Source organism: Stenotrophomonas sp. GD04024 (assembly GCF_029837545.1).
Lineage (GTDB): Bacteria > Pseudomonadota > Gammaproteobacteria > Xanthomonadales > Xanthomonadaceae > Stenotrophomonas > Stenotrophomonas forensis.
The window spans coordinates 1-13,166 of the sequence record NZ_JAOEDV010000018.1 but is presented as its reverse complement, the minus strand read 5'-3'; the positions used below and the strand labels follow the sequence as shown (position 1 = coordinate 13,166).

Here is a 13,166-nt window from a genome sequence, read left to right as displayed (position 1 = left end):
GGGTTACTTGCCCTGGCCTGTGGTGCGGTTGGCATTGTTCTTCTGTTCCTGCGCGGCAGCCGCGCGTGATTCGGCGATACCCACCGCGCGTGCCGCCGCGGCCTTTTCGTCCTTCTGCAGTTCAAGCGGCTGGAACGAGCCTTCCGGCGCCAGCCAGCCACCACTGAACCCGGCCCGCTCCAGTCCCTTGCGGATGTACGGGTTCTTCTTCATCACTTCCCAGACGAAATCATTCCGGTAGTTGGCGATCATGGTCAGGATCGGACCCTGGTCGATGGCGATGTAGTCGCTGGCGACCCAGCCACGATCCGGCACCAGGCGACCGGTCTTGATTGGAATGTCGTAGTTGAAGCTGGGATTGAACGAATCCAGGAAACCGTAGCTGGAATAGATGTAGTCGCCATAGCGCTTATGCATCTCCAGCGTGGCCGGGATCACCTGCTCGGGCGCGAACACCACCGACGCGATCGCGGCGGTCGGGGCGATGGTGCCATCATCGAAGTTCTCGCGCAGGCCGGCGCCGCGCGAAGAGTAATGGCGGAACTGGCGCTGCTCGCCGCGGTATTCCTGGGTGGTGTTCTGCGGGCCGTCGCTGGCGGTCAGGCCCCACACGTTCTCGCCATAGTCCTTCCACTGCATCGGGTTGGCGATGGCGTACTCGCGCTGGGCCAGCGCGGCCGAACGGCTGTTGAGGAAATAGGTGCTGCCGCGCTCGCGCATGTACGCGTCCTGGATGTCGCGGAAGTCGATCCAGACGTGGCTGTACTGGTGGCCGAACAGCGGGCCGAAGGACAGGTATTCCTGGCCCTGGTAGACACCCCAGTCGTTGTCGTAGGTCCGCGTCCATACCGTCCAGGCATCCGGGCTGACCGGGTGCGTCGGCGAGCCCAGGGCAAGGATGTAGACCATCATCGCCTCGTTGTAGCCCATCCAGTCGTGGTCGATGAAGCCGCTCTCGGGGAACCAGCCCATCGAGATCAGCGGTGCACGCTGCTGCAGCCACGGCCAGTCGATCTTCCTGTACAGCGTGTCGGCGATCTGGCGGATTTCCTTCTCGCGCGGATCGTCGCCATCGTAGTACGACTGCGCGAACAGCACGCCCATCATCAGCAACGCGGTATCCACCGACGAAAGCTCGACCCAGCTGTCGTAGCGACGGCCTTCCTGCATGTCCAGGAAGTGGTAGTAGAAGCCCTTGTAGCCGGCCTTGCCGGTGCGCTGCGGGCCCATCGGCACGTCGCGGAAGAACTTCAGCGTGGTCAGGGTGCGGTCGATCGCCTGGTTGCGGCTGACCCAGCCGTTCTCGATGCCGATCGGATAGGCGGTCAGCGCGAAGCCGACCGAGGCGATGCTGGCGAACGGCCGCGACGGATAGCGGTCCGGGGTCAGGCCGTTGATCTCGTTGGTGGTGTCCCAGAAGAACTGGAAGGTGCGGCGCTCGATGTCGTCGAACAGCGGCGGCAGCTCCGGCTTCATCGGCCGCGGCGGTGCATCGGCCTCGATCAGGATCACCGGCGGCCGCGGCTTGGCAGGCTCCTGCTGGGCCGGCTGGCAGGCGGCCACGGCCAGGCTCAACGCTGCGGCGGACAACAGATGGCGTGCCTGCATGGCGCGGTTCCTCCGGTGGTCTGATCGATGGGAAAGCATAACGTCCAATGATCTGAAATCGTTTACAAGGTGCAGGCTGAAAAAACCACGAAAAACGTGGTTTGACACCGCGATCATTGCCCACGCCGCTGCCCCCTGGCCGGCAGCGGCGTGGGCAATGGACCGGCACGCGGCCGGCCATTGCCGTTGTTCATCCTGCCGATGCCGCCGGCGGACCGGCGGCATCGGAGTACTGCTGCAGGCTGGACCTCTTAGAAGCGGAAGCCCACTTCAGCCTTCACCTGGCGCGGCGTACCGACGATGTCGCCGGTCTCGTTGTAGCTCGCGGTCAGCTTGCCGTTCTTGTAGTAGTTGTAGTTCGAGAAGTTGTCGAAGTTGAACACGTTGATGATGTCGATACGCGCATACAGCTCGGTATCGCCCGGCATCTTGAACGTCTTGGTGGCCTGCAGGTCGACCGAACGGTAGCCGAAGATCTTGCCACCCAGCAGGAACCGGCCATTGCCACCCGGAACCGCCGCCATCGGGGTCGGCAGGTCGAAGCCGTTGGCCTGCGGCACGCCGTACCAGTCGTTGATCGCGGTCGGGGTGGCCAGGGTCAGCTTGCCACCGAAGGTGATGCCCCAGAAGCCCGCGTACGATCCGGTCACCACCAGGCGGTGGCGCGGCGCACCGTTGGAGCGGATGGTCGGGTAGTCACCGATCACGCCGCGGTCGAACGCGTAGTGCTCGTTGATGTCACGGTTGTGGCGGGCGGTGGTCCAGGTGTAGGCGATCGAGGTGCCCCAACCGCTTTCCTGGGTGAACGGCTTCTGCGCCGACAGCAGGATCTGGGTGGCGCGGGTCTTGATGCCCTGCTGGCCGATGATCAGGCTGCCGAAGCCCGGCACGTTGCAGCTCCAGGCCTGGCCCAGGCCGGCCTGGGTACCGCCGCACAGGCGCGGGTCATCGAAGAAGTTGCCGGTCGGATAGCGGTTGCCCAGGGTGAAGGCGAAGCCGTCGTAGGTCAGCGTGCGCGAGATGGTGGCGTCGGTCAGCCACTCGCCGATCTGGTTGCTCATGCCCAGGCTGAACTGGTCGGCGTAAGGCACCTTCAGGTTGTTGTTCAGCAGGTCCACTTCCAGGCCGGCATTGCTGGTCGAACCGACCAGGCTCTGCAGGTTGCCGATGCCATTGAGCAGGTTCGGGTTCCAGTCATAGCAGGCGGCGTTGCCCTGGAAGCACTGGCCGGTGGCCGGGTTGCGGAAGTAGATGGTCGGCTGCGGCAGCGCCAGCTTGGTGGTTTCCAGCTGCAGGTAGTCGAACAGGTCGCGGTCGTAGGAACGGCCGGCACCACCGTGGATCACGTGCTGCTCGTCGGCATTGATGTCATACGAGAAGCCCAGGCGCGGCTGCCAGGCATCCTTGAACGCCTTGCGGTTGTGGCCGTTGCTGATGTAGTCGTTGATGTTCAGGCCGCTCAGCGCCAGCGTATCGGCGTAGCTCTGGCCAGCCGCAGCACGCGGGTCCTGCGCGAACAGCGCATTGACCACTTCCGGCGGGGTCACGAAGTCCAGGTAGGACGGGTTCTTCTCGTAGTCCCAGCGCAGGCCGAGGTTCAGCTGCAGGTGGTCGTTGACCTGCCAGTCGTCTTGGATGAACAGGCCGATCTGCTTGACCTTCGAGCGCACTTCGCCGGACACGCCGGACACGCCGGTCACCGGCTTCACGAACTGCGCCTTGTACGGAATGCTGTCCGGGAAGGTCGGATTGTCGATGGTGTAGTAGAACTGCGGATTGATCTGCGCCGCATCAGAGGCGTACAGGTCGATCTGCTTGTACTTGGCACCCATCTTGATGGTGTGGTCACCGGCCCACTGGATGCCATCCAGGGTCAGGTTGTCTTCGATCGACCAGCCCTTCTGGCCCTTCACCTGCGACGACATCGCCGACGAGCCGCCGATCGAGACGATCGGGCGCTCTTCGTTGGCGCCGTCCGGAGCAGTGTAGTTGAAGCCGTTGCCCATGCTCAGCGGCTTGGGATTGTTGAACGAATCCTCGTGGGTGACCATCAGCTCGTTGTAGTAACGCTCACCGCTGTGGTTCCAGCGCAACGCGTAACGACGGTCGGTGTTCTTGGTTTCCTTGCCGTGCATCGGCGCGGTCTGGTCCGAGAACTGCTGCTGGGTTTCGTCACGGTCCTGGAAGGTCAGTTCCAGGCGGTCGTTGTCGGTCGGCTCGAAGTCGATCTTGCCGAAGATCAGGTCCTGCTGGAACGGCTGGCTGGCCGGGCCCAGGCCCGCCTGTGCGTCGGCCGGCACGCGGTCGGCCTTGCTGGTCACCGCGCCGTGCGGCGCGATGGTCACCGGCAGGTCGAAGCGCTTGGCTTCATAGGTGACGAAGAAGTGGGCCTTGTCCTGGATGATCGGGCCGCCCAGGGCGAAGCCGTATTCCTTCTCGGCCGAGACCATCTTCGACTTGTTCGGCTGGCGCTCGGCCGGGGTCATCGCACGCATGTCTTCATCGGTGTAGCGGTAGAACGCCTCACCCTTGAACTCGTTGGTGCCCGACTTGGTCGCCGCGGTGACGGCGGCACTGGAGACCTGGCCATACTCGGCCTTGTAGTTGCCGGTGATGACCTTGTACTCGCCGATGGCCAGCTGCGGGAACGGGTTGCCCGCGCTGCCGGACTGGCCGGCGACGCCGCCGCCCTTCACGTAACTCTTCTGGCCCACGCCATCGATGTAGACATTGGTGCCATCGGCATTGGTGGCACCGCCGCGCAGCGAGGTGTTGCCCTTGGCATCACGGGTGAAGATCATGCCCGGGACCGCGTCGGCGAACTCCAGGAAGTTGCGCGAGACCTGCGGGGTGGTCTGGATCTGCTGCAGGCTGACGGTCTTGCCGACTTCGGAGGTGCGCACTTCCTGCAGCAGGGTCGGCGCGACGACATTGACGGTGTCGAGGTTGGTCGCTGCGGTCGAACCCGGGGTGCTGCTGGCCGCACCGGCGAAGTTCAGGGTAGCGGTCGAGGCCACGGTGACGGTGACCTTCTGCGACTGGCCATTGGCGACCACGTCATAGGTACCCGGGTCCAGGCCCATCAGCGAGTAGCTGCCATCGGCACGGATGGTGCCGCGGCGGACGATGCCGGTGGCCACGTTGGTGGCGGTGACTTCGGTGCCTGCCTGGGCGCCGGCCACCTGGCCACGAAGGCTGGCATTGGCCGACTGCGCCATGACGTTCGGAGCGGCGGCCAGCATCAGGCAGCTGACCAGTGCGGTGCTCAGCAGCCGGCGTGCCGGCGTGCGGAAGGTGGTGTGCATCATCAACTCAATCTCCGGGTGGCGGTGACCGCTTGCGCGGTCCCTGCGATCAATCAAAAAAGAAGGAACGCCTCTGGCTTCAACGGCCGGATGGCGGAGTGGTGGAATCGCGAACTATCAAGCGGGGAACCAGGGTCTGCTTGTCCCCTGTCCCGTCCGTGGAGGTGCCGTCCATCAACTGCATCAGGCGCGTCATGGCCCGATCGCCAAGCTCGGCGATGCTGACCTGCATGGTGGTCAGCGACGGGTGGACGAAACGCGCCAGTGGAATGTCATCGAAACCCGCCAGGGCGACATCGGACGGCACATGGACCCCTGCCTGGGTGAACGCATACAGGCAACCCAGGGCCATCATGTCGTTGGCGGCGAACACGGCATCGGGCAGCGCTCCGGCTGCCAGCAACTCCTGACCGGCGCGATGGCCGGAAGCTTCGTCGAAATCACCGGGCAGCTCGATGCCCTCGGCGCCACTGCCGAATGCGGCCAGCGCGTCACGGAAGCCGCGCAGGCGCTCGCGCGCGTCGAAGTTGAGGTCCGGGCCAGAAATGAACGCAATGCGGCGGTGGCCGGCATCCAGCAGGTGGCGGGTCATCGCCATCGCGCCGGCATGGTCGTCGATGCTCAGCACCGGGTGGTCCTGCCCGGGCAGATAGGTGTTGATCAACACCGTCGGCAGCGACTGCGGCAGGTTGTCGGTCAGGAAGCCCGGGCTCTCGGCATAGGGCGACAGCACCAGCAGGCCGTCGACGCGGCCGCGCATGGCACGCAGGGCCGCGCCCTGCTGCTCCTGGTCACCGTGGTAGCTGGACACCAGCAGGTGCTGGCGGCGGTTGCGGGCAACGTTGTCGATGCCGCGCATCAGCTCGGAGAAGAATTCGCCGTACAGGTCCGGAAGCACCACGCCCACCGTATTGGTGCGGCGGCTGCTCAGGCTGCGGGCGGCGGCGTGCGGGGTGTAACGCAGCCGTGCGGCCACCTCCAGCACAAGCTGGCGGACCGGTTCGGCGACATTTTCATGCCCGTTGAGCGCGCGGGAAACCGTGGCCACGGAGACCCGGGCTTCGCGAGCGACGTCTTTGATTGTGATAGCTGCCTTGTTCACGAAGCCGCCCTCCACGGCTTGGACCTACCAGCATTGGCGCGGAATGTAAGCGTTTCCATCTGGGCTTGTAAACAGTCCGTTAGGCGAATGTCCTGAAATGGACATGGAAATCTGTCCATGGCGGGGCCCGGCAGGGACCGGCCAGGACAGTGCGGGACAAGGGCTCAGCCCTGTTCTGACGGGGTCTGTGCGCGGATGGACAAGGCGTGGATATCGGTGTCCATCATCGACCCCAGCGCGGCGTAGACCGCGCGATGCCGGGCCAGCGGGCCCAGTCCGGCGAAGCGTTCACTCACCACATGCACGTTGAAATGGCCGCGCCCGTCGCGCGCGCCGGCATGCCCGGCATGGCGATGGCTGTCGTCCTCGATCTCGAGCACGCTCGGCGCCAGTGCCTGTTGCAGCGCATCACGCATCCGTTCGATCCGTTCCGCGTTCACGGCAGTACCTTGCGGAACGGACGCACCTGCACGCGGGTGTAGACGCCTGCGGCCACGTACGGATCGGCATCGGCCCAGGCCTGGGCCTGTACCAGCGATTCGAACTGCGCGATCACCACCGAACCACTGAAACCGGCCGGGCCGGGGTCTTCGCTGTCCACCGCCGGGCACGGCCCGGCCAGCAGCAGGCGCCCCTCGTCACGCAGCACGTGCAGCCGCGCCAGGTGTTCCGGCCGCGCCTGCAGCCGTTGCGCCAGCACGTCCTGGCCGTCATACCCTTCGATCACATACCACACCGGCATTTCCTCGCTTGCGTTGTCGGGTGCGCAGATTCTAGCCAATGCGCCCGCTGCCCCGGCCCGGCTGGACACTGGCGCGACAAAGGCTTACCCTAGGCTCCATTGCACGTGGCTGGATGCAGCAGCCCGTCGGTTTTTGCGGCCAACGCAGCCCCCGACGACCGTCCCGCTGCTTCAAAACCGGACCATCCGGCCGGGCCACGTAGACGACCTCCCCGTAGTTCTGTCGCTGCCGTTCCCTGCGGCGCGTCCTGCTGTTTGATATGTGTGGAATCGCGCCGATCCCGGCGTGTCTGGTGCCCTGGGGCTCCGTGGCGCAGGCCCGGCGATCCCGGTGCCGCGACTGGTCCGTTGCAATCCTGATGTCCATTAGATGACTTCCGAACTCGCGCTCGACGCGAACCCGCCAACCCGGCCGCCCGCCCCCCAGCAGCAGGAAATGCCGCTGGCCGTGGTGCATGGGCAACCGGTCCTGCAGATTCCGCAGGACCTGTACATTCCGCCGGACGCGCTGGAAGTCATCCTGGATGCCTTCGAAGGCCCGCTGGACCTGCTGCTGTACCTGATCCGCCGGCAGAACCTGGACGTGCTGGACATCCCCGTGGCCGAGATCACCCGGCAGTACGTGGAATACATCACCGTGATGCGCGAGCTGCGCTTCGAGCTTGCTGCCGAGTACCTGGTGATGGCCGCGATCCTGGCCGAGGTGAAGTCGCGCATGCTGCTGCCGCGCCCGGTCAGCGAGGAAGGCGACGAAGCCGACCCGCGCGCCGAACTGGTGCGCCGCCTGCAGGAGTACGAACGTTTCAAGCAGGCCGCCGAGGACATCGACGCCCTGCCCCGCCAGGACCGCGACACCAGCCTGGCACACGCCTTCATGCCCGAACGCGCTACGGTGAAGCTGCCGCCGCCGGTGGACCTGAAGGAAATGCTGCTGGCGCTGCACGACGTGCTCAAGCGCGCCGAGCTGTTCAGCGGCCACGCCATCAAGCGCGAGGCACTGAGCGTGCGGCAACGCATGGGCGAAGTGCTCGGCCGGCTTGAAGATGGCAAGTTCTATCGTTTTGAAGGGCTGTTCACTGCTGAAGAAGGCAAGCTGGGCGTGCTGGTCACGTTCCTGGCGGTGCTGGAACTGGCCAAGGAACAGCTGCTGGACATCGTCCAGGAAGAACCGCTGGCGCCGATCTACGTGAAGTCGCTGGCGGCCGGCAACACCAATGCCCCGCTGCAGTTCAGCAGCGAGTTCGACGACAACGACGCCGCCAATGCGGACGAGTGAGCGCTGACTGCCGATGGATCAATCGCTGATCGACCGCATTGTCGAGGGTGCCCTGCTGGCCTCCAGCCAGCCGCTCACTCTGGCCCAGCTGAAGGACCTGTTCCCGGAAGAGGAACCGGCACCGCCGGGCAGCATCGAACGTGCGCTGGAACGCCTGCGGGAAGCCTGCGCAGGCCGCGGCGTGGAACTGGTCGAGGTCGCCTCCGGCTTCCGCTACCAGGTCACCGGCGAAGTGCATGGCTGGATCAGCCGGTTGTGGACCGAACGCAAGACCCGCTACACCCGCGCCACCCTGGAAACCCTGGCGCTGATCGCCTACCGGCAGCCGATCACCCGCGGCGAGATCGAGCAGGTGCGTGGCGTGGCGGTCAGCAGCAACATCATCCAGGCGCTGGAAGAACGCGAGTGGATCCGCGTGGTCGGCCACCGCGACGTACCCGGCAAGCCGGCCCTGTTCGGTACCACCAAGGGCTTCCTGGACTACTTCGGCCTGAAGCGCCTGGACGAACTGCCGCCGTTGTCGGAACTGAAGGACCTGGGCGAGCTGGACCCCCAGCTGGCCCTGGACCGCGACGTACCGGCCGCCGCCGGTGCTGACGGTCCGGACATCTCGGCCGGCGCCGATGGCGCTGCCGCAAACGATGATGCCGGCAGTTCCGGCAGTGACACCCCCGATTCCGCCGATGCAGCCCCTGCCTCGGCCTCCGATGAGCAAGCACCTTCGCCCTTCGATGATGGGCATCCCGATTCCGCGCCGGGCGAGCGCGCGGTGCCAGTGAACGAACGCGAAGACAACGCCGTCGCGATGACGACCGTGGCTGTTGACCAAGCCGATTCCGAACCAGAGGCCGACCTCGAAACCGTCGGCCGGAGCAAAACTGATGAGTGACACCCCCCGTAACAAGCTCTCGCTGAAGCGCGAAGCCACCTCCGAACAGTTCAAGCTGGAAGAGCGCCTGCACAAGGTGCTGGCCCAGGCCGGCCTCGGCTCGCGCCGCGCGCTGGAACAGCGCATCGCCGAAGGCCTGGTCAAGGTCAACGGTGAAGTCGCGCAGACCGGCATGTCGGTCAAGAGCGGCGACAAGATCGAGCTGGACGGCCGCGGCTTCGTCGCCACCGCCCTGGCCGAGCCGTCGCGCGTGCTGGTCTACAACAAGCCGGAAGGCGAAGTGACCACCCGCGAAGACCCCGAAGGCCGCCCGACCGTGTTCGAATCGCTGCCGCCGCTGAAGGGCGCGCGCTGGATCGCGATCGGCCGCCTCGACATCAACACCACCGGCCTGCTGCTGGCCACCACCGACGGTGAGCTGGCCAACGCCATGATGCACCCGTCGTTCGAGGTCGAGCGCGAGTACGTGGTGCGCGTGCGCGCCCCGGAAGGCGAGGAAAAGGTCTCCGACGCCATCGTCGACCGCCTCTCCCGCGGCGTTGCACTGGAAGACGGCCCGGCCAAGTTCGACGAGATCGAGCGCATCGGCGGCACGGATTCGCACGACTGGTTCCGCGTCGTGGTGAAGGAAGGCCGCAACCGCGAAGTGCGCCGCCTGTGGGAATCGCAGGGCTGCCAGGTCAGCCGCCTGAAGCGCACCCGCTACGGCAAGGTCAGCCTGCCGCGCGAACTGGCCCGCGGCCATTCGGTGGAACTGGGTACCGCCCAGGTGGAAGCCCTGCGCGCGCAGCTGAAGCTGGAAGAAGGCGCGCCGTCGGCACTGACGCTGCAGCCGGTGATCGGCCAGCGCCGCGCCGCCAAGACCACCGTGCGCGTGCGCGAGGGTGGCCGTGGCAATGCCTACGTCAACGGCCACAACACCGCTGATGAAGGCCGCGAGCTGCGTCGCTTCGACAACGTGCGCGAAGATCGCGGCCGTGGTCGCGGTGGCAAGGGCGGCGGTTTCAAGGGCGGCCTGACTGTCAGCGGTGAAGCCGCGGCCAAGCAGTCGCAGAAGCCGTTCAAGCAGCGCGCACAGAAGAACGACCGTTCGCTGCCGGAAGGCAATCCGGCGGCATTCCGCACCTGGTACGTGCCGGATGGCGTAAGCACCGGCCCGAGCGGCCATCGCAACGCCGGTCCGGGCGCACGTGGCCCGGGTGCCCGTGGTCCGGGTGCAGGCGGCCAGGGCCGTCCGTACGGCAAGCCGAAGGGGCCGGGCGCAGGCGCCGGTGGCGGCCAGGGCCGTGGCGGTTTCGGTGGTGAAGGCCGTGGCGGCGCAGGCGGCCAGGGTCGTCCGGCCGGCGCGGGCAACCGCTCGCAGGGCCAGGGCAACAAGCACCCGTACGGCCATCCGGGCAATGCCCCCAGCTTCCCGTCCGATCACGCGACCCCGGGCTTCAACCCGTACGGCAGCCCGAAGCCGGCACACGGCGCCCGTCCGGGCGGCCGTGGTCCGGGCGGCGGCAACCGTGGCCCGGGCGGTAACCGTGGTCCCGGTGGTCCGGGTGGCAACCGTGGCCCGGGTGGCCCCGGCGGCAACCGCGGTCCGGGCGGCCCGCGCCGCAGCGGCCCGCGCGGCGGCTGATCGCCGATACGCTTGAAATGAGAAACCCCGGCTCCGGCCGGGGTTTTTCGTTGCGCAAGAAAAAGGGGACGGAGGGAATTAAGTCGTTTTTGCCACAGTGCGCGCCGAACGGCAAAAACGACTTAATTCCCTCCGTCCCCTTTTCGCGGGTTCAGCGGCGCCGGATCACGAACGAGGAGCCGTCCACACCCAGGTCCCAGCCACGGCCGCTACCGGCCAGCGCCAGCGACACGTCGCCCTTGGTCATCGCCACGGCACCACCGGAGCGGATCGCGCCGGCGTGCGCCCCCAGCGCCACGTACTTGCCGAGCAGGTCGTCCAGCGAATAGGCGCCGGTGAAGCGGCCCTTGCCGTCGACGATCTTCGATTTGCCAACGGTCAGGCCACCGCCGGTGACCTTGATGCGCACCGGAATGCGCGCGCCGTTGGTGCACTGGATGGTGCCGGTACCCGAGGCGGTCTTGTAGAACAGCGACCAGCCGGACAGGTTGTAGCGCAGGTCGCAGTCGATGTTGCCGGCCGCCTGCGCCGCAGGAGCGGTCAGCGCGGTGGCGAGCAGGCCCAGGGCCAGCAGCAGGGAGAATTTCATGGTGTCATCCGGTGGGAAGGCAGCACTCAGGCGCGCTCGTCCAGGTGGAAGGCATCGGCATCGAGCATCGCAGGGAAGCGTGCGCGGTGCGCGGCCAGCGCCTCGGCAGAGATCGTGGTGGTCACCACCTGCTCGCGCTCGCGGATCTCCACCTGCGGCTGGCCAAGGAAATCAATCACGGCACTGTCGCCAGCGTAATGCAGCTGGTTGCCGTCCACGCCGATGCGGTTGACCGCCGCCACGAAGCACAGGTTCTCGATGGCCCGCGCACGCAGCAGCGTCTTCCACGCGTAGGCACGCGCCGACGGCCAGTTGGCGACGAAGATCTGCAGGTCGAAGTCCAGCTGCCCGGGGCGCTCGACGTTGTAGCGGTTGCGGCAGAACACCGGGAAGCGCAGGTCGTAGCAGACCTGCGGATTGATCCGCCAGCCCTTCCACTCCACGCTCAGGCGCTCGCGGCCGGCGGCATAGCGCTCGTGTTCGCCGCCATAGCGGAACAGGTGACGCTTGTCGTAGTACTGCAGTGCACCGTCCGGCGTGGCGAACAGCAGGCGGTTGTAGACGCCCTCGCCCTCACGCAGCTGCACGCTGCCGATCACTGCCGCGTTCAACGCCTTGGCCTGCTCACGCACCCAGGCCACGGTCGGGCCGTCCATGCCTTCGGCCTGGGCGATGGCTTCGTTGGAGAAGCCACTGGTGAAGGTCTCCGGCAGGATCACCAGGTCGGTGGTGCCGGCCAGCGGCGCCAGCAACGCACCGTAATAGGCACGGTTGGCGGCCGGGTCGTGCCAGCGGGTGTCGCCCTGGACGAGGGAAATGCGCAGGTCCTGCATGTTCAGCGCCCCACTCACAGCAAACGCAGGCGTTCGATCGCCGCGTCCATGGTCGCTTCGTTCTTGGCGAAGCACAGCCGCACCAGGCGCTGGCCGGCCGGCGGGTTCTCGTAGAACGGCGACAGCGGAATGGCGGTGACGCCCTTCTCGATGGTCAGCCACTTCACGAACTCATGGTCCGGCAGATCGCTGATGGCCGAGTAATCGACCAGCTGGAAATAGCCGCCCGGCACCGGCAGCGCCTTCAGCCGGGTGCCGGCCAGTTGCTCGCGGAAGCGATCGCGCTTGGCCTGGTAGAACGCGCCCAGCTCCAGGTGATGCTCGGGCTCGTCACGGATCATCGCGGCGAAACCGTACTGTGCCGGGCCGAAGCTGGTGAAGGTGTTGTACTGGTGCACCTTGCGGAACTCAGCGGTCAGCGCCGGCGGCGCGATCGCATAGCCAATCTTCCAGCCGGTGCAGTGGTAGGTCTTGCCGAAGCTGGAGATCACGAACGCACGCTCGCGCAGTTCCGGGTAGCGCAGCGCCGACTCGTGGCGGCGGCCGTCATAGATGATGTGCTCGTACACCTCATCGGAGATCAGGTAGATCTGCGTGCCGCGCAACAGCTCGGCCAGCGCCTGCATGTCCTGCGCCGACAGCATCGCGCCGGAGGGGTTGTGCGGGGTGTTGACGATCAGCATGCGGGTGCGCGGGGTGATCGCCGCACGCACGCGATCCCAGTCGACGGCGAAGGTCTGCGGGTCCAGCGACACATGCACGGCCTTGGCGCCGGCCAGGTCGATCGCCGGCTCGTAGCAGTCGTAGGCCGGGTCGAGCACGATCACTTCCTCGCCGGCACGCACCACGGCGTGGATGGCGTTGAAGATGGCCTCGGTGCCGCCGCTGGTGACGGTGATCTCGCTGTCGGCATCCACCTGCGCGCCGTAGCAGTCCAGCGCCTTCTGCGCGATGGCCTGGCGCAGCGGCGCCACGCCGGTCATCGGCGGGTACTGGTTCAGCCCGGTGGCCATCGCCCTGGCGGTTTCATCGATCAGGCGCTGCGGCGCGGAAAAGTCCGGGAAGCCCTGGCCGAGGTTGACCGCGCCGTGTTCGGCGGCGAGCTGGGACATCACGGTGAAGATCGTGGTACCGACCTTGGGCAGCTTGGTGTTCGGTTGCATCGGCCTGGGGAATGGGAGGAGAGAGATTCCGG

Annotated in this window: 11 protein-coding genes; 3 read left to right on the top strand and 8 right to left on the bottom strand. The window is 66.5% G+C overall.

Annotation, left to right across the window (positions count from 1 at the left end; translation table 11 throughout):
- Positions 1–3 precede the first annotated feature (3 nt).
- The 5 genes from N7590_RS08345 to N7590_RS08325 form a co-directional block, all read right to left on the bottom strand.
- A complete protein-coding gene (locus N7590_RS08345) occupies positions 4–1,608 on the bottom strand; it encodes a glucoamylase family protein (protein ID WP_053450284.1) in 1,605 nt (534 codons plus the stop codon).
- Positions 1,609–1,859: 251 nt separating this feature from the next.
- Complete coding sequence (locus N7590_RS08340; RefSeq protein WP_053510485.1) at positions 1,860–4,916, bottom strand: TonB-dependent receptor; 3,057 nt, start codon at positions 4,914–4,916, stop codon at positions 1,860–1,862.
- Between the two features lie 76 nt (positions 4,917–4,992).
- A complete protein-coding gene (locus tag N7590_RS08335; protein ID WP_006456453.1) occupies positions 4,993–6,030 on the bottom strand; it encodes a LacI family DNA-binding transcriptional regulator in 1,038 nt (345 codons plus the stop codon).
- 149 nt (positions 6,031–6,179) lie between these two features.
- Positions 6,180–6,431, bottom strand: a complete 252-nt coding sequence (locus tag N7590_RS08330; RefSeq protein WP_040007399.1) for a BolA family protein — start codon at positions 6,429–6,431, stop codon at positions 6,180–6,182.
- A gap of 20 nt (positions 6,432–6,451) precedes the next feature.
- Positions 6,452–6,751 (bottom strand): YciI family protein, encoded by a 300-nt coding sequence (locus N7590_RS08325; RefSeq protein ID WP_053510492.1) that lies wholly within the window; start codon positions 6,749–6,751, stop codon positions 6,452–6,454.
- A gap of 376 nt (positions 6,752–7,127) precedes the next feature.
- On the opposite strand from N7590_RS08325, the gene N7590_RS08320 reads away from it, so the two are divergent.
- The 3 genes from N7590_RS08320 to N7590_RS08310 are packed head-to-tail and all read left to right on the top strand — an operon-like array spanning position 7,128 to position 10,549.
- Entirely contained in the window at positions 7,128–8,033 is a 906-nt protein-coding gene (locus tag N7590_RS08320) for a ScpA family protein (RefSeq protein ID WP_006456456.1), read from the top strand.
- Between the two features lie 13 nt (positions 8,034–8,046).
- A complete protein-coding gene (scpB, locus tag N7590_RS08315; protein ID WP_053450287.1) occupies positions 8,047–8,922 on the top strand; it encodes an SMC-Scp complex subunit ScpB in 876 nt (291 codons plus the stop codon).
- Positions 8,915–10,549 carry a pseudouridine synthase gene (locus N7590_RS08310; protein WP_164241226.1) on the top strand — a complete coding sequence of 545 codons (1,635 nt, stop codon included), beginning with the start codon at positions 8,915–8,917 and terminating at the stop codon, positions 10,547–10,549. Before scpB ends, N7590_RS08310 begins: the two co-directional genes overlap by 8 nt.
- 151 nt (positions 10,550–10,700) lie before the next feature.
- Here N7590_RS08310 and N7590_RS08305 read toward each other — a convergent pair whose 3' ends face one another.
- Genes N7590_RS08305 through N7590_RS08295 form a run of 3 tightly spaced genes read right to left on the bottom strand, consistent with a single transcriptional unit; the run spans position 10,701 to position 13,134 of the window.
- Positions 10,701–11,138, bottom strand: a complete 438-nt coding sequence (locus N7590_RS08305) for a hypothetical protein (protein ID WP_053450289.1) — start codon at positions 11,136–11,138, stop codon at positions 10,701–10,703.
- A gap of 26 nt (positions 11,139–11,164) precedes the next feature.
- Positions 11,165–11,971, bottom strand: a complete 807-nt coding sequence (locus N7590_RS08300; RefSeq protein ID WP_164241227.1) for an amidohydrolase — start codon at positions 11,969–11,971, stop codon at positions 11,165–11,167.
- Between the two features lie 14 nt (positions 11,972–11,985).
- A complete protein-coding gene (locus N7590_RS08295) occupies positions 11,986–13,134 on the bottom strand; it encodes a pyridoxal phosphate-dependent aminotransferase (protein WP_164241228.1) in 1,149 nt (382 codons plus the stop codon).
- Positions 13,135–13,166: the final 32 nt, after the last annotated feature.